The following is an 18,282-nucleotide window of genomic DNA, read 5'->3' on the forward strand; positions in this document are numbered from 1 at the left end:
CCTCTCAATACACTGGCTCTTACAGTTGGTCAAAAACCTCCGCACGCCGTTCCACAGTTGTGGCAACGTAGCGATTAAGCAGTAACCGTGAATCGCCATGAGTAATAACGTGCCTATCCGATCTGCTTTGCCAACGCCCGCCGAACGCTTTATCCCTGCCTTGGGCTTGGGAAATCCGCACCTGCAAACTTTATGGGGGCCGCTGTGGCGCAAAAAAGCGCGAATTGAGCGTGAACGTGAGCGGATGTGGTTGGCCGATGGTGACTTTCTTGACCTCGATTGGTACGGCCCGCACGAAACGGATACCCCGCTGGTGCTGGTGTTGCACGGCCTGACCGGGTCATCGAATTCGCTATATGTACTGGGTTTACAGCAGGTGTTGGCCTGGCAAGGCTGGGCCAGTGTGGCGTTGAACTGGCGCGGTTGCTCCGGGGAACCTAATCTGCTGCCACGCAGCTACCACTCCGGCGCCAGCGAGGATCTTGCCAGTGTTGTCGCTCATATCCGTGCCAAGCGACCATTGTCGCTGTTGTACGCAGTCGGCTACTCCCTCGGTGGCAACGTCTTACTCAAATACCTCGGGGAAGAAGGCGTAAACAGCGAGTTACAGGGCGCCGTCGCGGTTTCAGTACCGTTTCGTCTGGATCAAAGCGCGGATCGGATCGGCCAAGGTTTTTCCAAGGTCTACCAGGCGCACTTCATGCGCGAGATGGTCGCCTACATCCGAGACAAACAGCGGCGTTTCCAGCACGAAGGGCTAAGCGAAGGATTGGCCGAGCTTTCAGCGCTGGGGTCGCTGGAGAATATGCGTACGTTCTGGGATTTTGATGGTCGGGTCACGGCGCCGCTGCACGGGTTTGTCGATGCCAAAGACTATTACCGCCGTGCTTCCAGCCGCTATTTTTTAGGAGAAATCCGCACGCCCACGCTGATTATTCACGCGGCCGATGATCCCTTCGTGTTTCTTCACAGCGTGCCAGACCCCAACGAACTGTCATCGAGCACACACTTCGAGCTTCATGCCCGAGGCGGACATGTCGGGTTCGTTGAGGGTTCGCTGAGAAACCCCAGCTATTACCTCGAACGGCGGATTCCGTCCTGGTTGAGCACGGCTCATGGCGTGGGTTCGCAGGTCGCTGATTGATCTAAGCGCACAATCGTTCAAGACGCGCTTTTCTAGACCGCCTACTATTGCGGGCTCAAGGAGCGACCCATGTCCCGTTATCAACTTTTTTCCCGAGGCCTTCGCGACAGCGCTCCAATGCTGGTTGGCATTGCGCCTTTTGGCATTATTTTCGGCACCCTGGCCGGGGCAGGCGGATTATCGCTGTGGCAGGCGGTTGGCATGTCGCTGTTCGTCTATGCCGGTTCCGCGCAATTCATCGTCGTCAGCCTTATGGGCGCAGGCGCCAGTGCGGTGGTGATTTTGCTGACCACCTTCATCGTCAACCTGCGTCACGTCCTGTACAGCGCTACGCTGCAACCGCAGGTGAATGAGCTACCCCAGCGCTGGCGCGTAGTGTTGGCGTTTTGGCTGACCGATGAAACCTTTGCGGTGGTTCAGCGTTATTACCTGGTGCACGGCCGCTCCACGCTCGCGCACTGGTATTGGCTCGGTGTCGCCAGCGCGCTGTACACCTGCTGGGTCGGCAGTTCCTTGGTGGGCGTCTTGTTTGGCGAAGCCGTTCCGAATATGGCCAGCTGGGGGTTGGAGTTCGCCATGCTCGCAACTTTTATCGGCATCGTCGTGCCCTTGCTGCGCAACCGACCGCAAGTGGCGGCGGCGCTGGCGGCAGGCGCGGTAGCACTGATCACACATGCCTGGCCGTACAAACTCGGATTGATGGCGGCGGCCTCCTGCGGCATAGCGGTAGGCGTTCTGCTGGAACGTCGGTGCACCGAGCAAGCCGACACGTCTAGCAACGAGGTGCATTCGTGAGCTATTGGTGGCTGATCCTCGGCATGACCTCGATTACCTTTTTGATGCGTTACAGCTTGTTCGCCTGGCCGAATTTGCGCTTCCCGCCGGTGGTTCGCCAAGGACTGCATTACGTGCCAACCGCCGTGCTTACCGCGATTGTTGTGCCCGGCATGCTCCTGCCCGACGGCGAACATTGGCAACTGACCCTGAACAACGCATATTTGCTGGCAGGATTAGCCACCATTGCCATCGCCGCCCTCAGCCGTAATTTACTGGCATCAATTGGTGGCGGATTGCTGGTGTTCTTCCTGCTGCGCTGGGCGCTGGGGCAAATCTAAAAAAACACCGACATCTGTAGAAAGGTGAAGTGGCACTGATCAAGCACCCGTGGCGATTTTATGGGTCGGGTCGGTTATCCACTCGCTCCACGATCCGGCGTACAGCTTGCCCATCGGATAGCCCGCCAAGCTCAGTGCGAAGAGGTTATGGCATGCCGTCACCCCTGAACCGCAGTAAGCCACCAAATCCTCGGGTGAGCGGTCTTCCAGTTTTGCCGCGAAACGCCGCTTGAGCTGGTCGACCGGCAAGAAGCGCGCATCCGGCCCAAGGTTCTCGTTGAATGCGGCACACACTGCGCCGGGAATATGGCCGGCGACGGGATCGATCGGCTCGACTTCGCCCCGAAAACGCGGTTCGGCGCGAGCATCGATTAATGTCATTTCCGGCTGGCCAAAACGCGCTTGCAACGCTTCTGCGCTTACTAGCAGCGACTCGTCTGCATGCCCGGTGAACGCTCCCTTTTGAACGTCGGGCACATCCAGACTGAGTTTTTGACCCGCCGCATGCCAGGCTTTCAATCCGCCATCAAGCAAATACAAGCCATCGCGCTTGCCCAACCACACCAACAACCACCAGGCCCGCGCGGCGAATGCACCGGGAGCATCGTCGTAAAGCACGATGTCGCTGTCCTGATTAACGCCCCACGCCTGCAAGCGCCGGGTCAAATCAACCGGGTTTGGCAACGGATGCCGGCCGGTTACACCCTTAGTCACGGGACCGCTAAAGTCACGTTCCAGATCCGCAAACAGCGCACCGGCAATATGCCCTTCGGCATAGCTGCTGTGGCCATATTCCGGGTCTTCCAAGGCGAAGCGGCAATCCAGAATTACCAACCCTGGTTCCCCCAGGCGGGCAGCCAGTTGTTCCGAGCTGATCAATTGCGCAATAGACATGACAGGCTCCTCTATGGAAAAAGTTGATTCAAACCCAGGCATCAGCTCATTTCTTGCAGCGCCCGGTTCAACGGCACATAAAATTCTTCGCACAATGCATTCACCGTACCGCGTGCGTGTGGGGTGACATAACCCAACTCCAACATCAACACTTGGTAAACGCCTCGCCGCAGGGCTTCTTCACTGAGCCGCGTGGCATTTTCGGTTGTGGTGCATAGAAAGCGCACCCACGAGGTGAGGATAATCCAGACGTTCAGGGTCAGCGATTCAATCTGCACTTTGTCCATCTGCAGAATGCCAGCTTCGACAAACCCGCCATAGATCGCCATGCCGTGAACCATGCAGCGCTGGGAAAACCGCCTGTAGCGCGCGGCCAATTCTGGATCGGCTTCCAGAAAATGCTCCAGGTCACGGTGCAAAAAACGATAGCGCCACATGCCGTCGAGCAGCTCTCGTAGATAAAAGCGCTTGTCTTCAAGACCAGGCAAACGGCCTTTAGGCAAGCGCAAAAAACTGTCCACCAGCGTTTCATATGCAGCAAACAGCTCAGCGATAATCGCCTGCTTATTGGGAAAGTGGTAATACAGATTGCCCGGAGAAATCTCCATGTGCGCCGCAATATGGTTGGTGCTGACGCTTCGCTCACCCTGCTGATTGAACAGCTCTAGACTGATATGCACGATACGCTCACGGGTTTTAATGCGGGGAGCCATGTTTAGGTCGACCGGGAAGACGGGATGGAATGAGCAGGATCTTAACGCAACCGCTGCGAGCGTACCTATTCTGGGAAGAACTTGCAGGAGCGCGCTCGACCGCAGCCGTTAAACGATCCGGCGATTCAACTTACAGTCGGACCAAGCCACCTATTGGGCTTGCCAATGAAAGCGCAATGAAAGCGCCCGCGTTTTTCTTTGGAAATCAGCGAGAGAATGACGGGCGTTCGCAAGCGAGCCAATCCCTCGCTGTCTGCGGCAATATGCGTTGCCGTACCGGCGCTGGGAGGGTCTGCGGGTCAGATCGTGACGCGGTGGATAGTTGCTAAAAAGGCAGCAGCGCCTACGAACAGCCCAGCGAAGGTACGGTTCATGCGGCGCTGTTGTTTAGGTGTGCGCAACAACCTTAGTACCCGCGATGCCAGACCGGTATATCCCGCCATGACCGTCAGATCCACAACAACCATGGTCACAGAAATAATCAAGTATTGGGCTAGCAAAGGCCGAATCGGATCAATGAACTGCGGCAGGATTGCCAGCATGAACACCAGCGCCTTCGGATTACTGATGTTCACCAGAAATCCGCGCATCACCAAGCTCAGTGGACGACCGATCGGACTGACCGCGTCGTCATTGGCCATGTCGATCGCCAAGGCACGCCATTGTTTGACGGCGAGGTAGACCAGATAGAACACGCCAAACCATTTGATCAGACTGAACGCCAATGCAGATGTTGCGAGAACTGCGCCCAGCCCAGCGGCAACAATCGCGATTTGCAGTACCAAAGCAACTTGCAGGCCGAGGGCGTTCCAGTAACCGCGCCAAAAACCGTAGCGCAAACCGCATGACATTGACGCAATAGCGCCGGCACCCGGAGACAGGCTGATCACCCAACAAGCGGCGAAGAAGGCCAGCCACGTTTCAAGTAACATCTTTCACCTCAGCAGTATATGAAGGCAGCTATGAGGACAGCGCTTCCAACTCGGCCTGCATGCTTTCCAGCAGCTCTAGCGCTTCCATCCAGGTTTCTTCCAACTCGGCTTCCCGAATTTTCAACTTGGCCTGATCGGCCAGCAAGTCGCGCAGTTTGTCTTTGTTCGCCGCGTCGTAATTCGTGCTATCGGCCAGCCCCGCTTCTACCGTGGCAAGCTTTTCATGCAGTGTACCGAGGTCGCGTTCGAGCTTGTCGGCCTCACGCTTGTGCGGCGCCAGCTGTTGACGTAAAGCCGCGGCCTGTTGGCGCTGGGCTTTTTTGTCGGTCTTATCAGGATTGACCGGCGTGTTGCTGACCGGTGCGTTGCGCAGGCGATAGTCCACCAACCAGCGAGCGTAATCTTCAAGATCGCCGTCGAAGGTCTGCACCAAGCCATCGGCCACCAGCAAGAAGTCATCTGTGGTGCTCTTAAGCAGGTGTCGATCGTGAGAAACCACCAACACCGCGCCACTGAACTCCTGAAGCGCCATAGTCAATGCCAGGCGCATTTCCAAGTCCAGGTGGTTGGTCGGCTCATCGAGCAACAGCAGGTTCGGCTTGCCCCAGGCAATCAACGACAAGGCCAATCGGGCTTTTTCGCCACCGGAGAAATTCAGTACGGGTTCGTCCAAACGCGGGCCACGGAAGTCAAAACCACCGAGAAAGTCGCGTAAGGTCTGTTCACGCTCGGTCGGTGCAATACGCTGCAAATGCAGAAGCGGGCTGGCTTTGGAATCGAGGGAGTCCAACTGATGCTGAGCGAAATAGCCCACGATAAGGTTCTCGCCACGGACCAATCGGCCACTCAACGGCTCAAGCTCACCGGCAAGGTTTTTGATCAGGGTCGATTTACCCGCACCGTTAGGGCCGAGCAAGCCGATTCGAGCACCCGGTGTGAGCTGCAATTTGACCTTTTCCAGTACAGCCCTTTCGCCGTAACCCAAGCGAGCATCGGACATATCCAGCAGCGGGCTGGATATTTTATCGGACTCACGAAAGGTGAAGTCGAACGGTGAATCGACATGTGCGGCTGACAGCTCCTCCATACGTTCAAGGGCTTTCATTCGGCTTTGAGCCTGACGAGCCTTAGTGGCCTGAGCCCTAAAGCGCGCAATGAATTTTTCCATGTGCGCGCGTGCTACTTGCTGCTTGTCGTACGCCTGCTGCTGCTGGGCCAGACGCTCGGCGCGAGCGCGCTCGAAGGCGCTGTAGCCACCACGATAGAGGATGATCTTTTTCTGTTCGACATGGGCGATGTGATCAACCACTGCATCGAGAAAGTCGCGGTCGTGGGAGATCAGCAGCAAAGTACCGCTGTAGCTCTTGAGCCAGTCTTCAAGCCATAGAATGGCATCAAGGTCCAAGTGATTGGTGGGCTCATCGAGCAACAACAGGTCCGAGGGACACATCAGTGCCTGGGCCAGGTTCAAACGCATACGCCAGCCACCGGAAAAATCTCCGACCTGTCGATCCATCTGTTCGTTGGTAAAGCCCAGACCGGCGAGCAACTTACGGGCTCGGGCGTCGGCCGTGTAGCCGTCGGCACCGTCCAGCTCCGCGTGAAACCGTGCTTGAGCGGAGCCATCTTGAGCCAGCTCGGCAGCCGCCAAATCGCTCTGGGCCTGACGAAGGCGTATGTCTCCGTCGAGGACATAATCCACGGCCAGGCGATCAAGAGTCTCGATCTCCTGGCGCATGTGTGCGATGCGCCAATCGGCGGGCAGCAGGCAGTCACCAGAATCGGGAGTAAGCTCACCCCGCATCAAAGCGAAGAGGCTGGATTTTCCGGCGCCATTGGCACCGATCAGGCCGGCTTTGTGACCGGCGTGCAGCGTTAACTCGGCGTCTTCTAGCAGACGTTGCGGGCCACGCTGTAAAGTCAGGTTTTGAAGTCGAATCATAATGGCGGCGGAGTCTACCAGCTTCGTTCCAAACAAGTAGATGACTATGCCTTCTGATCTTTGGAGTTTCACCGTTAATCTCTATGCCCGACCGGGCGTTGAGCAGGCTTGTCTGCGCCTGCAAGCCAGCGGAGCCAATGTTTGCACGCTCTTATGTGGCGCCTGGTTAGGGCAACGGGGCGTCGTTTGCTCGGCTGAGCGTTTGTGCGAAATCAGACAATTGGCCACGCCGTGGTACAACGAGGTGGTGCAACCGCTTAGGGCATTGCGCGCGCATTGGCGACGTGCGGCAGTCGATGATATCGAATGGCGAGACTTGCGTGAGCACGTAAAGGGATTGGAGTTGAGCGCCGAGCGCACGTTGCTGTCGCGTCTGGAAACACTGACACAGGACTGGTCAACGGGAATTACAGGGGATTTAGTCGCGTGGCTGGAGGGGCTTGCCGCGGATGCAGCCCAAGAAAACCGCGACGCGCTGCAAGTGCTGCGCGTCGCGGTGGACCAGCCTTAGGAAGCGCTGGCAGGCGTTGCCGTTACCGCTGGAGTCGACGCCGCAGGTGCGGTTGCAGTCGAGACGGTAGACGCTGACGATGTTGCCGATTTAACCGCTGGCTTGGCGGCAGCAGGTTTCGCAGCGGCTTTTACTGGTGCGGGTTTAGCGGCTGGTTTAGCAGCGGCTTTGACCGGGGCTTTAGCGGCAACGACTTTAACGGGGGCTTTTGCAGGCGCTTTTACGGCAGGTGCTTTTACAGCAGCCCCTTTAGCTACCGGTTTAACGACAGCTTTGGCACCCGCTACTTTAGGAAGTGATTTAGCCACCGCAGCTTTGGCAGCAAGGGGTTTTGCAGCACTTGCCACCGCTGGTGCCTTCGCAGCAGTTTTCGCAGCAGGCTTAACGGCAGCAGCTTTTGTCGCGGGTTTGGCCGCAGGAGCTTTAACCGGTTTGGCGGTGGCAACCGGCGCGGGAGCTTTAACTGCCACAGGCTTGGCTGCACGCAGAGTCAACGTTTTGCCCACTGCGTCTTTGACACGACCGATGCCTTGGGCCAGTTTCAGGCTCTCTTGAGCATCGCGCTTGAGCTGAAGGATGTAGGTGCGCGTTTCAGTCTGACGCGACTTGAGAGCGTCGAGTAACTCTTCGAGTTCGGACACACCCTGCTTCGCTTTAGCTTGTGCCTTGGCTTTTCCTGCGGTAGCAGCATCCTGTAGCTTGATGCGCGAATTGTGTAGCTTTTCTTGGGCTTTACCGCGCTGCTTTTCCAATTTCGCGAGCATTTTTTCAGCGTCGGTCATTGCCTGCGAGCAGGCATTTTCCAAATGTTCGAGCAGGCTGCTTGAAAGCTGTTGGAGCAAATGCAACGGTGTATGTACTGACTTCGTATTAACTGGCTTCTTTTTCGCCGACATGACTGACCTCCTGGCTGGCTTGGTTGCGGCTCATACTAGACCTCTGCATGAAGCGCCGCTAGGTCATGTTGACAGCTACAACGGGGCAACGTTTGCAGGGTGCCCGACTGATTGAGGGCACTACGCATAACAGTTCAATGAAATTCCCTTTCACACGAGGCAGCGTGGTGACGTTTGCGCTGGCATAATTGCCGCTTCCCAGGCTGGAGTGGACTATGTCGCGCTACCTATTAATGTCTTTGTTTCTACTGCTACCACTTGCTCAAGCCGCCGAAACTGCCGCTCCTGCGAGCGATCATGATCTTGCGTATAGCCTCGGAGCGAGCCTTGGCCAGCGATTGCGCCAGGAAGTTCCTGACTTGCAGATCCAGGCGCTGATCGATGGCCTGCAGCAAGCCTACCAAGGCAAAACGCTGGCGCTCAAAGAGGAGCGAATCGAACAGATTCTCAGGGATCACGATGCCACGGTAACGCAGTCCGAAGATGCACCCGCACCCGCATCTGCGCCTGAGCCGCAAAGCGAAGCGGCAATGAGTACAGAACAACGTTTTCTATCTGCCGAAAAAGCGAAGCCAGGGGTGCAGGTACTGGCGGATGGCGTGTTGATGACGGAGCTGAAGCCCGGCACCGGGCCGAAACCAACTGCGTCGGATAGGGTGCAAGTGCGTTACGTGGGTCGATTGCCTGACGGAACCATCTTCGATCAAAACACCCAACCACAATGGTTTCGCCTGGACAGCGTAATAGCTGGATGGACCAGTGCTCTGCAGGGAATGCCGGTGGGTGCGAAATGGCGGCTAGTGATACCTTCCGCACAAGCATATGGCGCCGAAGGTGCGGGCGATCTTATCGACCCGTACACACCGCTGGTATTTGAGATCGAATTGATGGCCGTTGCTCAATAACAGGACCAGCAACAACCGGGGCGCCGGGAGCGCACCCGGGGCAATCGCAGACGTCAGACCTCAATAGCGTCAGGCGTCTTGTGGGAGTTGTGCAGCACTTCGATCAGGCAGTCTTCGAGTTCGAAGCGTTCGTGCAACAGATTGCCAAGCTTTTTAAACTCTGCAGCAACGAGGTTCGCGTCAGAGCAATCACCTTTGTCACAGCGGTCGTTAAATGCTAACGCAAACTCTGTAATGACGTCGATTCGAGGATAGATTTGTTTGGCCAGATCCAGGCCACGCTCGTCGTTGAAGGCCTTCGCCTCACTGGTCAACTGTTCGTAGACTTCGAAATGCCCGGCCGAAACATAGTCGACCAAAACTCTACAGAAATCCTGGAGGGCTTCGCGGTCTGCAGCCAATGCTTCCGGCGTATCGCCGAGTGCATCGTAGTCGCGTACAAGCTGTTGGCGGTCGTCAAGCCAGCGATCAATCAGCTTATGAACTCCGCCCCAACGCTCCTGAGCATTCTTGCAACTTTCCAGCATGATGGTTTCTCTCTTCCCTTCAGGGTCATGCGGCTGTGTACCGCCTCCCCAGACTTCTAGTACGTCTCTGGGTTAGAGACGGGTCTGATGAAGCCACATAAACGCCATATTTCCAATAACGCGTACGGACCAGATTATGCCCGCACACCAACCCCATCAAGGTACGCAGGAGAGAAAGTTCATACAAGTGTTTAATCTTGAAGGGCTTGGGAATTCGACTATTCGTGGTCTACGCTAGCAGGCTCACGTTGAAACAACTGATAGGTTGCGAACACAATCAAACCTACGAAGGCCAGCAGACTCCATTCAGGAACACTCATTTCAAACAGTGTCCAAGTGACCTCATCGCAATTTACCCCACTCTCGAAAAGGCGCGATAAGGCTTGGCTAATAGACATTATTTCAAACAAATACTCGAAACCTGGCAAGCATGACATTGAATCTTGAGCCGGTATCGTCTGCAACCAAACCTGTCGCCCCGCAATCATTGCACCAGCCAAGGCAATAAGCAGCAGCATTGAAGAATAAATCTGCCAAGCAAGCTTGCCAGGCGCATGCAGGTAAGCGATCAACGAAATGACGCCGAACGTAACCACACAGGTGCGTTGAAGAATGCACAAAGCACAGGGTGTCAGCCCCGCCTCATACTCAAGAAACAGCGCAATGCCGATAACAAGCGCACAGGCTATGAACGCCAAAAAAAACAGGGGACGCGAGCGAGCCAATTGCATGGCGGATCCGTTACAGAATGCGAGGGCACCTACGGTAGAGAAAGCATCTGAACGTTTCAAGGCATCAGCGTACGGATACGTCTGCAATGCCGTAAGCCCCTAATGACGTGGTCTGTAGGACTTTATACCGGCTATGAAAAATATCCCCGTTCGGCTACCAACAGACTGGAAACGTCCTACAAGCTAGCTGTCAAACTGTTCCAGCAAGGACGTAGGAGCCCGCGCTCACGACGCCCCCCCTCAAGGGTTACGCCCTCGCTAACGCGGGAAGCGGCCTCGCCAGCAAACGCTCGTCAAGTAACCCAAGACCTTCCTGAAACAGTTGGTTACTTCGGTCCGTTTCGCCCAGTTGCGCTAAGAGTCGCGCCAATTCCGCGCATGCCTCCGGATTACGCTGCAAGCGCAAACTGTCTTCCAGATAGTCACGCGCTTTACCCCATAAACTGCTTTGAAGGCACAGACGTCCAAGTGTCAACAGCAGGCTTGGATCGGCGGGATGTTGTTTGAGCCAGCCTTCGGCCATTTGCAACTGCCGGGCGGGATCATTGCCGCGCAAGAGTCCGTAGAAACGCGCCAAATGACTGTTGTAATCACGCTTGAGCGCCCCTCGCAGCACCTCCTCTGCTTCTCCGTCGGCGCCTAATTGACGTAATTGCTCGGCATAGGCCAGAACCAGAGGCGGTTCCTGCCGTTGCGCGGAGGAAAGTTGTTTCCAAGCGTTGTTGAGCGACTGGAGTCCAGCCTCGCCTTCCAGTTCGCGGTGCGCCGCGAGCGTCAGATTTTCACCCCAAGCCCGGCGCTCTAGCTCAAGCAGTTCCGCCGAAGGCAGTACCTTGTCCTTTCGCAGCTCGGGCATCAGCCGAATCAGCGCAGCCCAATCCTGTTGCTGCTGATAAAGACGTTGCAATTGGCGCAGTACTTGTGGGTTGCGTGGGTGGCGTTCATGCATGGCCTCCAGAGTGGCCCGTGCACCGTCGTTATCGCCGCGATCCAACTGCAACTGCGCGTGACTTAACGCGATAGCCAGTTCTGCATGCGGTTGCCGCTCCAGGGCACGCTCTAGCAGGCTGTCACTGTCTTCGTAGCGACCGAGCTCATTCGCCGCTCGCGCTGCGCCAAGGTAGTACAGCAGCGGCTGACGGTCAGCCTCAGCCGCGCGCTGAAGATGACCTTGCGCGCTAGCCCAACGGCCTTCGGCGAGGTCCAGTTGACCTTGCTCGATCGCCTGCTGCACTCGACGACTGCGGTTACGCCGCGACCATGGATTGACCACCCCACTGGAAGTTGTGACCAGGTTCAATAAAACCCGCACCACAAATACCACCAGCCAAATAAGCAGCAGTAGCCCTAACGTTGCCCACAGGCTCGATTCGTAGCGAAAGTTTTGATACGAAATCAACACATAGCCCGACTGTTGGGAAATGGCCACGCCAATCAATGCCGCGACGGCGATTACCGCAAACAGAATCAGGTACACACGTTTCATGGGCTGGTCTCCTGCTTGGCTTGTGCGTCAGGCTTATTTGCGGCGACATGACGTTGCTCAAGGTAGGCCTGCACCGAACTCAGGCTTCGCGCCAAATCAGGTGTAATTACTGCCACAGGCTGCGTTGTCAGCGCTTGCAGTTGGTCATCAAGCACCTTGTTCTGCGGATTGTCTTTGTTGAAGTTGTTTTGCAGGACGTTGCGCGCTTCCGCCAGCGCTTGGGCGTAGACCTTGGGCTCGCCATTGAGCGCTGCCCATTGCGCCTGTTCCAGCGTCAGACTCAAGGCCAGTCGAACCTGAGTCAGACTCTGCCCAGCCAGTAACGGACGGATGTCTTTGTCGGCGTTGAAGTCAATACGGATGTAATGCGAGATCTGATCCCACCATTGCGCCCAACGGCTTTGGGTGGCATCGCCGGCAGCAGTTAGACCCAGCAGTGATTCACCTTTGTCCTGATACTCGGGCGCCAAGGTGTTGAGCTGAAGAACCTGATTACGCAAGGCCCCAAGTTGCAAGAACAGTCCGATACGATCCGGCTGTTCGACGCTACGCAATGCGGCCAGGCTTTTGGCCAATTGCTCGCGGGCGCCGAACGAACCAGGATCATCCTGCTCTTGCAGAATCTGATCGGCACCTTGAACCAAGGCCAACGCGCTGTTGATATCCTGCAACGCCGATAAACGCAGGCTGGCCAACCGCAGCAAGTGCTCGGCCTCGGCCAATCGCCAATCTTGGCGACTGGCACCCAGCACAGTCTCCAAGCGTTGACTCAACCGCTGCTGATCGCTTTGAAGTTGAGCCACCAGACGCCGGCGGTCTTCCAACTCCGCTGGGGGTGGCATTTGCGCCAGTCGTGCGGACAATTGCTGCTCACCCTGCTTGAGCGTCTGCGTCTGCGTGCCAATGTCCTGTAATTGGGACAACTGCTGTTGATGACCTGCTTGGAGGCTACGCACCTGCCACACCCCCCAACCGCCAACCGCGATACCCGCAACGCCCAGCAACAAAGCCAAGATCACAAGGCCGCTGCCACGGTTCTTCGAAGGAGTATTCGGGTTTGGCGCAGGCACCTCAATCACCGGTTCAAGTTGTTCTTTGGGCAAAACTGTTTCGCTCACGTATTCATCCTTTGCATTAGGGCGCACATCACTTCGAAGACAACGCTGCTCTGAATGAGGCCATCATCGCTACGCCTAGAGGGCAGGTTCCGGCTGTGCCCGTAACGCCGCCAGCAAAGCCGTGGCATTAGCGCCACGACAATCCACAACTGTCTGGGCCCCCGCCGCATACGCCAGTTCGGCGACCCGAGGGCTCGGTACAAATAAAGGTAACCGTGCCACATCCGGCCAGGCATCGCCTGCTAATATGCGCAAGTGTTCAAAACCCTGTCCACTGCTGACCACCACACCGTTCAGGCGTTCCGCTTCAATACGGCGTGGCAGCTCAGACGCAGCGTAGCTGGGCAAGGTGCGGCGGTACAACGGGAGATAATCGACACTTGCGCCCAGTCCACGCAAGCGCTCGGCCAACAGTTCCCTACCACCTTCACCACGAAGAATTAGTACCCGCGCGCCAGGCGATGCCAAAGTTTCTTTCAGGGGTGCCAATTCGAGCAAGGCTTCGCTGTCTTCACCGCCTTGGGGATAGGCGACGTCCAGGCCATATTCTTCCAGAATCTGCGCGGTCGCAGCGCCGACCGTGAACCACCGTTGAATGGGCGGCTGCGGCCAGATCTCATCAATCAACAACAAAGCCAGGCGTGCAGCCGGCTTGCTGACGACGATGACAACGGAGTAAAGGTCCAGATCGAAAATCATCGAGCGCTGCGCACCGGTGATTGGTAGCGGTTCGATGTCCAGCAATGGCAGGCTGCTGCTATAGACGCCAACGTCACCCAGCAAGGTCGCCAGCGCGGCTGACTCCTGCGCGGGACGCGTCAGCAGCAGTCGCCAAGCCGTCACTCTGCGCCCGCCTCGCCGTATACTTTTTGCAAAATAGCTTGTGCACCTTGGGCCAACAACGCTTCGGCAACCTGGACACCCAGTGCGTCAGGGTTAGCTCGAGGGCCCCGGGCATCCGCGTTTAGAAGAAGGCCGCCTTCTGGATCGCCGACCATTCCGCGTAGCCAGATCTGCTCACCTTCCAGCACCGCGTAACAAGCGATGGGCACTTGGCAGCCCCCATTGAGGTGCTTGTTCAAAGCTCGTTCTGCGGTCACCCGCACCGAGGTATCAGCGTGATTGAGAGGCACGAGCAAGGCTTGAATTTCGCTATCAGCCGTGCGGCATTCGATTGCCACCGCGCCTTGACCACCTGACGGTAATCCGTCTTCGATGCTGATTGGCGCGGTGATACGCCCTTCAAAGCCCAATCGAATCAAACCAGCCGCCGCAAGAATAATCGCGTCGTACTCACCCGCATCCAGTTTGGCCAAGCGGGTGTTTACATTGCCGCGCAGGAAACGAATCTGCAGATCCGGCCGTCGCGACAGCAGTTGCGCCTGACGACGCAAGCTCGATGTTCCGACAATGCTGCCCGCAGGCAGTTGATCCAGGCTAGCAAAAGTGTTGGAGACAAACGCGTCGCGGGCGTCTTCGCGCTCGCAGATACAGAACAGACCAAGACCTTCAGGGAAGTCCATCGGAACGTCTTTCATCGAGTGCACCGCGATGTCGGCATTACCCTCAAGCATGGCTGTTTCCAGCTCTTTGACGAACAAACCCTTGCCACCAATCTTGGACAAGGGTGAGTCGAGCAACTTGTCAGCACGGCTGACCATGGGCACCAAAGTCACGATCAATCCAGGATGAAAATCTTCAAGGCGGGCTTTGACATATTCGGCCTGCCATAAGGCCAACGCACTTTTTCGGGTAGCGATGCGAATTTCGCGAGTGAACATGGATCAATCCGTACTTGAGTAGATGCTCCGGATAATAACAGCTGCAAGGCCCCACCGGCGTGCGTCAGCTTGAAGCGGCACGTCAGGCAGATTGATATCTGCTCCTGCGAAGCAGTAAAAACCCTGCCAGAGCGTATCCAATCGCGAAGGGAAATCGCGGTTACGTGACACGTCGCGCCACTTAAAGCTGCTGCATCATTTTCCGCACACCCGCTACGTGGCGTCGGCTGACGATCAGCGCGTCGCCGTTAAGACCACGCAGGAACAGCTGGAAATGTCCCAGCGGCGTACGTTGCAAGCGCTCAATGCGATCCCGCGCGACCAGCGCATTGCGGTGGATGCGTACAAACCGGTCGCCGAACTCATCTTCCAACGCCTTGAGCGGCTCATCCAGTAACACCTCGCCGCCTTCGTGGCGCAGGGTCACGTACTTATGATCAGCAATGAAAAAAACTACCTGATCCAGTGGTATCAGCTCAATCCCCTTACGGGTTCGGGCACTGATATGGCTACGCGGACCGCTACCCGTTTCAGCAGCAGGTCGGGTCATGGCTGCAAGCTGGACACGATTGGGCCGCTCGGCTTTTTTCAACGCCTCAAGCAAATGCTCCGCTCGTACCGGTTTAACCAAGTACCCCACAGCGCTTACCTGAAAAGCCTCTAGGGCAAATTCGTCGTGAGCGGTGCAGAAAACAACTGCGGGCGGCGTCTCGCGCTCGCACAATTTGGCGGCCACCTGAAGACCGTCCAGACCTGGCATACGGATATCGAGCAGCACTACATCCGGTTTAAGGCTATCGATCAGCGCCAAGGCTTCTTCGCCATTCGTAGCGCTGGGTTCGAGGACTCTGTAACCCTCGATTTCACTGACCAAGCGACTCAGTCGCTCACGGGCCAGGGGTTCGTCATCAACGATCAGGACATTCATATTGCTTTGGCTTCCTGCGTGAGTCTCGCACAAGGATAGCGTAGACAGGTGAAGTGACGACCATCACGACGTTCCACGCTCAGACTGGCGCGCGGGCCAAAAAGTGCCGTAATTCGCGCACCAATGTTCACGAGTGCCTGATGGGTGCCGTTGGAAGTCTGCGTTTTGGCGACTTCGTCATAGGGATTGCTGACGCACAATATAAACTCCCCCTCTTTATAGGTTGCTTCGACCCTGACTACGCCGCCTTCAACACGCGGTGCAATGCCGTAGAGCAAGGCATTCTCAAGTAATGGCTGCAAGGTTAGCTGTGGAATGGGCAAGTCGTCTGGAATTGCACTCACTACCCAGTCCAACTGTAGACGCTCGCCGAGACGATATTGCTCAATCGAAAGATAACGTTTTGCCAATTCAAGTTCGTCACTCCATGTAACAAGATTTCCAGGCTTGGCGAGACTCGCACGAAACAAATCGGATAAGTCCAATACCGCTTGTTCGGCCTTAATCGGATCGCTAGCGACCAAACTGGCAATACTGTTGAGCGTGTTAAAGAGAAAGTGCGGCCGGATCCGCGCTTGCAGCGATTCGATCCTGGCGCGCAATTCACCTTGCTGCTGCTTGCGCCACAGACTTTGCAGATAAAAGTAACGCAACATCAATGCCGACATGATCAGCGCAATCAGCGAATAGCGAAAATACCGCTCTACCCTCAGTCCGACCGTCGCCGTTCCCGCCAGTTCGAAATACTCTGTCGCTGCCGTGCACGCCAGGGTCAATCCCACTACCAACCCGCAACACAGCAAACCCGCGACACTTGGTGGCAAGCGTGCCAGCCAGGGGCGCAACCCGCACATCAAAGCGGCTGAAAGCAAAACGATCCATTGTACAAACAGTGAAATCAGCGCGAATCGCACCCAGTTAAATGCCGGAATCATGGGCTCGACCAACACCAAAACCATAACCAATAGCTCAGCCAGAACCACCAACACCAACAATGCCTGGGGCTCGCACAGCTCAGGTAGAAAAAATTCTTTTTCGGGCACTGACTCCGCCCCCGTTTTCAGCTGTCTATTTTGCATCGCATCAGTCTCTGCGCCGCCGACCCTAGCGACAAGCTACCCAAGAATAAAAAAACAGCAACCCTGCTATTATCGCCAGCGCCGCCTCAACCTCGGCCACTCCCATTTTTAAACACCAAACAGCAGGCTAACGAGCGAATCCATGAGCACCGACAAGACCAATCAGTCCTGGGGCGGCCGCTTCAGTGAACCCGTCGACGCGTTTGTCGCCCGCTTCACCGCCTCCGTGACTTTTGATCAGCGCCTCTATCGCCACGACATCATGGGCTCCATCGCCCATGCAACGATGCTGGCCCACATTGGCGTTCTCACTGACGCAGAGCGTGATGCGATCATCGACGGCCTGAACAATATCCAGACCGAAATCCAGGCTGGCAATTTCGACTGGCGCATCGACCTTGAAGATGTGCACATGAATATCGAAGCGCGCCTGACCGATCGCATTGGCGTCACTGGCAAGAAACTGCACACCGGACGCAGTCGTAACGATCAGGTCGCGACCGATATTCGTCTGTGGCTGCGCGATGAAATCGATCTGATCCTGGCTGAGATCACTCGCCTGCAACAGGGTCTGCTGGGGCAAGCCAAACGCGAAGCCGAGACCATCATGCCTGGCTTCACGCACTTGCAAACCGCCCAACCAGTGACATTTGGTCATCACATGTTGGCGTGGTTCGAGATGCTCAGCCGCGATTACGAACGCCTGGTTGACTGTCGCAAGCGCCTCAATCGCTTGCCGTTGGGAAGCGCTGCATTGGCGGGCACGACCTACCCCATTGATCGCGAAATGGTCTGCAAGCTGCTCGGTTTTGACGCCGTGGGTGGCAATTCACTAGACAGTGTTTCCGATCGTGATTTCGCTATCGAATTTTGTTCCGCAGCCAGCATTGCAATGATGCACTTGTCGCGCTTCTCCGAAGAGTTGGTGTTGTGGACCAGCGCCCAGTTTCAGTTCATTGACCTACCAGATCGCTTCTGTACCGGCAGCTCGATCATGCCGCAAAAGAAAAATCCTGATGTACCAGAACTGGTACGCGGCAAAAGCGGTCGAGTATTTGGTGCGTTAATGGGCCTGCTGACTTTGATGAAAGGTCAGCCTTTGGCCTACAACAAGGACAATCAAGAAGACAAAGAACCGCTTTTCGACGCCGCCGACACTTTGCGCGATTCGTTACGTGCTTTTGCCGACATGATTCCGGCAATCAAACCCAAGCACGCGATTATGCGCGAAGCGGCTTTACGTGGCTTCTCCACCGCCACAGACCTTGCTGATTACTTAGTGCGCCGTGGCCTGCCTTTTCGCGACTGCCACGAAATCGTTGGCCATGCTGTGAAGTATGGCGTGGAAAGTGGTAAGGATCTGGCCGAGATGAGCCTGCAAGAGCTGCGTACTTTCAGCGATCACATTGACCAGGACGTGTTCGCCGTATTGACTCTCGAAGGTTCGGTCGGTGCGCGTAACCACATCGGCGGCACTGCACCGGTTCAAGTCAAAGCCGCAGTAGTGCGCGGCGAAGCGCTGTTAGCCACTCGCTAGGACTGGGGCCAACTTGTTGGGGGCGTGCATCTGCCGAAATGCC

Annotated in this window: 19 protein-coding genes; 6 read left to right on the forward strand and 13 right to left on the reverse strand. The window is 56.4% G+C overall.

Going from position 1 to position 18,282, the window contains the following annotated elements; genetic code table 11:
- The first annotated feature begins 97 nt into the window (after window positions 1–97).
- The 3 genes from QN378_RS16805 (at window position 98) to QN378_RS16815 (ending at window position 2,259) form a co-directional block, all read left to right on the forward strand.
- Complete coding sequence (locus tag QN378_RS16805; RefSeq protein WP_322206212.1) at window positions 98–1,144, forward strand: hydrolase; 1,047 nt, start codon at window positions 98–100, stop codon at window positions 1,142–1,144.
- A gap of 69 nt (window positions 1,145–1,213) precedes the next feature.
- Complete coding sequence (locus QN378_RS16810; RefSeq protein ID WP_322206211.1) at window positions 1,214–1,939, forward strand: AzlC family ABC transporter permease; 726 nt, start codon at window positions 1,214–1,216, stop codon at window positions 1,937–1,939.
- Window positions 1,936–2,259: an AzlD domain-containing protein gene (locus QN378_RS16815; RefSeq protein ID WP_322206210.1), complete on the forward strand. Its 324-nt coding sequence runs from the start codon at window positions 1,936–1,938 to the stop codon at window positions 2,257–2,259. Before QN378_RS16810 ends, QN378_RS16815 begins: the two co-directional genes overlap by 4 nt.
- Window positions 2,260–2,298: 39 nt before the next feature.
- Here the strand turns inward: QN378_RS16815 and QN378_RS16820 are convergent, their stop codons facing one another.
- The 4 genes from QN378_RS16820 to QN378_RS16835 form a co-directional block, all read right to left on the reverse strand.
- Window positions 2,299–3,153: a sulfurtransferase gene (locus tag QN378_RS16820; RefSeq protein WP_322206208.1), complete on the reverse strand. Its 855-nt coding sequence runs from the start codon at window positions 3,151–3,153 to the stop codon at window positions 2,299–2,301.
- A gap of 41 nt (window positions 3,154–3,194) precedes the next feature.
- The gene (locus tag QN378_RS16825; RefSeq protein ID WP_323548399.1) at window positions 3,195–3,866 is read right to left on the reverse strand and encodes a TetR/AcrR family transcriptional regulator; all 672 of its coding nucleotides are present in this window, start codon (window positions 3,864–3,866) and stop codon (window positions 3,195–3,197) included.
- Between the two features lie 299 nt (window positions 3,867–4,165).
- The gene (locus tag QN378_RS16830; protein WP_322206206.1) at window positions 4,166–4,798 is read right to left on the reverse strand and encodes a LysE family transporter; all 633 of its coding nucleotides are present in this window, start codon (window positions 4,796–4,798) and stop codon (window positions 4,166–4,168) included.
- A 28-nt stretch (window positions 4,799–4,826) separates the two neighbouring features.
- The gene (locus QN378_RS16835) at window positions 4,827–6,740 is read right to left on the reverse strand and encodes an ATP-binding cassette domain-containing protein (RefSeq protein WP_322206205.1); all 1,914 of its coding nucleotides are present in this window, start codon (window positions 6,738–6,740) and stop codon (window positions 4,827–4,829) included.
- A gap of 46 nt (window positions 6,741–6,786) precedes the next feature.
- Here QN378_RS16835 and QN378_RS16840 point away from each other — a divergent pair, with 46 nt between their 5' ends.
- Entirely contained in the window at window positions 6,787–7,251 is a 465-nt protein-coding gene (locus tag QN378_RS16840) for a TIGR02444 family protein (protein ID WP_322206203.1), read from the forward strand.
- Here the strand turns inward: QN378_RS16840 and QN378_RS16845 are convergent.
- On the reverse strand, window positions 7,248–8,147 hold the full coding sequence (locus QN378_RS16845; protein ID WP_323548401.1) for an AlgP family protein: 900 nt from the start codon (window positions 8,145–8,147) through the stop codon (window positions 7,248–7,250). The two genes, QN378_RS16840 and QN378_RS16845, sit on opposite strands and share 4 nt — an antisense overlap.
- Before the next feature lie 215 nt (window positions 8,148–8,362).
- Between QN378_RS16845 and QN378_RS16850 the strand changes: the two genes are divergently transcribed.
- Window positions 8,363–9,052, forward strand: a complete 690-nt coding sequence (locus QN378_RS16850; RefSeq protein WP_322206201.1) for an FKBP-type peptidyl-prolyl cis-trans isomerase — start codon at window positions 8,363–8,365, stop codon at window positions 9,050–9,052.
- 53 nt (window positions 9,053–9,105) lie between these two features.
- Here the strand turns inward: QN378_RS16850 and rsd are convergent, their stop codons facing one another.
- The 8 genes from rsd to QN378_RS16890 all read right to left on the reverse strand — a co-directional run bounded on the left by rsd (window position 9,106) and on the right by QN378_RS16890 (window position 16,702).
- Window positions 9,106–9,579 (reverse strand): sigma D regulator, encoded by a 474-nt coding sequence (gene rsd, locus QN378_RS16855; RefSeq protein WP_322206200.1) that lies wholly within the window; start codon window positions 9,577–9,579, stop codon window positions 9,106–9,108.
- 218 nt (window positions 9,580–9,797) lie between these two features.
- Window positions 9,798–10,310, reverse strand: a complete 513-nt coding sequence (locus QN378_RS16860) for a disulfide bond formation protein B (RefSeq protein ID WP_323548403.1) — start codon at window positions 10,308–10,310, stop codon at window positions 9,798–9,800.
- A gap of 247 nt (window positions 10,311–10,557) precedes the next feature.
- On the reverse strand, window positions 10,558–11,796 hold the full coding sequence (locus QN378_RS16865) for a heme biosynthesis HemY N-terminal domain-containing protein (RefSeq protein WP_322206198.1): 1,239 nt from the start codon (window positions 11,794–11,796) through the stop codon (window positions 10,558–10,560).
- Complete coding sequence (locus QN378_RS16870) at window positions 11,793–12,914, reverse strand: uroporphyrinogen-III C-methyltransferase (RefSeq protein WP_323548405.1); 1,122 nt, start codon at window positions 12,912–12,914, stop codon at window positions 11,793–11,795. Before QN378_RS16870 ends, QN378_RS16865 begins: the two co-directional genes overlap by 4 nt.
- Before the next feature lie 75 nt (window positions 12,915–12,989).
- On the reverse strand, window positions 12,990–13,757 hold the full coding sequence (locus QN378_RS16875) for a uroporphyrinogen-III synthase (protein ID WP_322206196.1): 768 nt from the start codon (window positions 13,755–13,757) through the stop codon (window positions 12,990–12,992).
- Entirely contained in the window at window positions 13,754–14,695 is a 942-nt protein-coding gene (gene hemC / locus QN378_RS16880) for a hydroxymethylbilane synthase (RefSeq protein WP_322206195.1), read from the reverse strand. Before hemC ends, QN378_RS16875 begins: the two co-directional genes overlap by 4 nt.
- A gap of 181 nt (window positions 14,696–14,876) precedes the next feature.
- Complete coding sequence (locus tag QN378_RS16885) at window positions 14,877–15,623, reverse strand: LytTR family DNA-binding domain-containing protein (protein ID WP_322206194.1); 747 nt, start codon at window positions 15,621–15,623, stop codon at window positions 14,877–14,879.
- Window positions 15,620–16,702 (reverse strand): sensor histidine kinase, encoded by a 1,083-nt coding sequence (locus tag QN378_RS16890; RefSeq protein WP_323548407.1) that lies wholly within the window; start codon window positions 16,700–16,702, stop codon window positions 15,620–15,622. The genes QN378_RS16885 and QN378_RS16890 overlap by 4 nt, the downstream gene beginning before the upstream one ends.
- A gap of 142 nt (window positions 16,703–16,844) precedes the next feature.
- Here QN378_RS16890 and argH point away from each other — a divergent pair, with 142 nt between their 5' ends.
- Window positions 16,845–18,239, forward strand: coding sequence for an argininosuccinate lyase (gene argH, locus QN378_RS16895; RefSeq protein ID WP_322206192.1), 1,395 nt, complete (start codon window positions 16,845–16,847; stop codon window positions 18,237–18,239).
- The last annotated feature ends 43 nt before the right edge of the window (window positions 18,240–18,282 follow it).

It is taken from the genome of Pseudomonas sp. 10S5 (assembly GCF_035019745.1).
Classification (GTDB): Bacteria; Pseudomonadota; Gammaproteobacteria; order Pseudomonadales; family Pseudomonadaceae; genus Aquipseudomonas.

Coding starts and splice junctions, on each gene's coding strand:
- QN378_RS16805 (WP_322206212.1), top strand. CDS start 98: ATGAGTAATAACGTGCCTATCCGATCTGCTTTGCCAACGCCCGCCGAA.
- QN378_RS16810 (WP_322206211.1), top strand. CDS start 1,214: ATGTCCCGTTATCAACTTTTTTCCCGAGGCCTTCGCGACAGCGCTCCA.
- QN378_RS16820 (WP_322206208.1), bottom strand. CDS start 3,153: ATGTCTATTGCGCAATTGATCAGCTCGGAACAACTGGCTGCCCGCCTG.
- QN378_RS16825 (WP_323548399.1), bottom strand. CDS start 3,866: ATGGCTCCCCGCATTAAAACCCGTGAGCGTATCGTGCATATCAGTCTA.
- QN378_RS16830 (WP_322206206.1), bottom strand. CDS start 4,798: ATGTTACTTGAAACGTGGCTGGCCTTCTTCGCCGCTTGTTGGGTGATC.
- QN378_RS16835 (WP_322206205.1), bottom strand. CDS start 6,740: ATGATTCGACTTCAAAACCTGACTTTACAGCGTGGCCCGCAACGTCTG.
- QN378_RS16840 (WP_322206203.1), top strand. CDS start 6,787: ATGCCTTCTGATCTTTGGAGTTTCACCGTTAATCTCTATGCCCGACCG.
- QN378_RS16845 (WP_323548401.1), bottom strand. CDS start 8,147: ATGTCGGCGAAAAAGAAGCCAGTTAATACGAAGTCAGTACATACACCG.
- QN378_RS16850 (WP_322206201.1), top strand. CDS start 8,363: ATGTCGCGCTACCTATTAATGTCTTTGTTTCTACTGCTACCACTTGCT.
- rsd (WP_322206200.1), bottom strand. CDS start 9,579: ATGCTGGAAAGTTGCAAGAATGCTCAGGAGCGTTGGGGCGGAGTTCAT.
- QN378_RS16860 (WP_323548403.1), bottom strand. CDS start 10,310: ATGCAATTGGCTCGCTCGCGTCCCCTGTTTTTTTTGGCGTTCATAGCC.
- QN378_RS16865 (WP_322206198.1), bottom strand. CDS start 11,796: ATGAAACGTGTGTACCTGATTCTGTTTGCGGTAATCGCCGTCGCGGCA.
- hemC (WP_322206195.1), bottom strand. CDS start 14,695: ATGTTCACTCGCGAAATTCGCATCGCTACCCGAAAAAGTGCGTTGGCC.
- QN378_RS16885 (WP_322206194.1), bottom strand. CDS start 15,623: ATGAATGTCCTGATCGTTGATGACGAACCCCTGGCCCGTGAGCGACTG.
- QN378_RS16890 (WP_323548407.1), bottom strand. CDS start 16,702: ATGCAAAATAGACAGCTGAAAACGGGGGCGGAGTCAGTGCCCGAAAAA.
- argH (WP_322206192.1), top strand. CDS start 16,845: ATGAGCACCGACAAGACCAATCAGTCCTGGGGCGGCCGCTTCAGTGAA.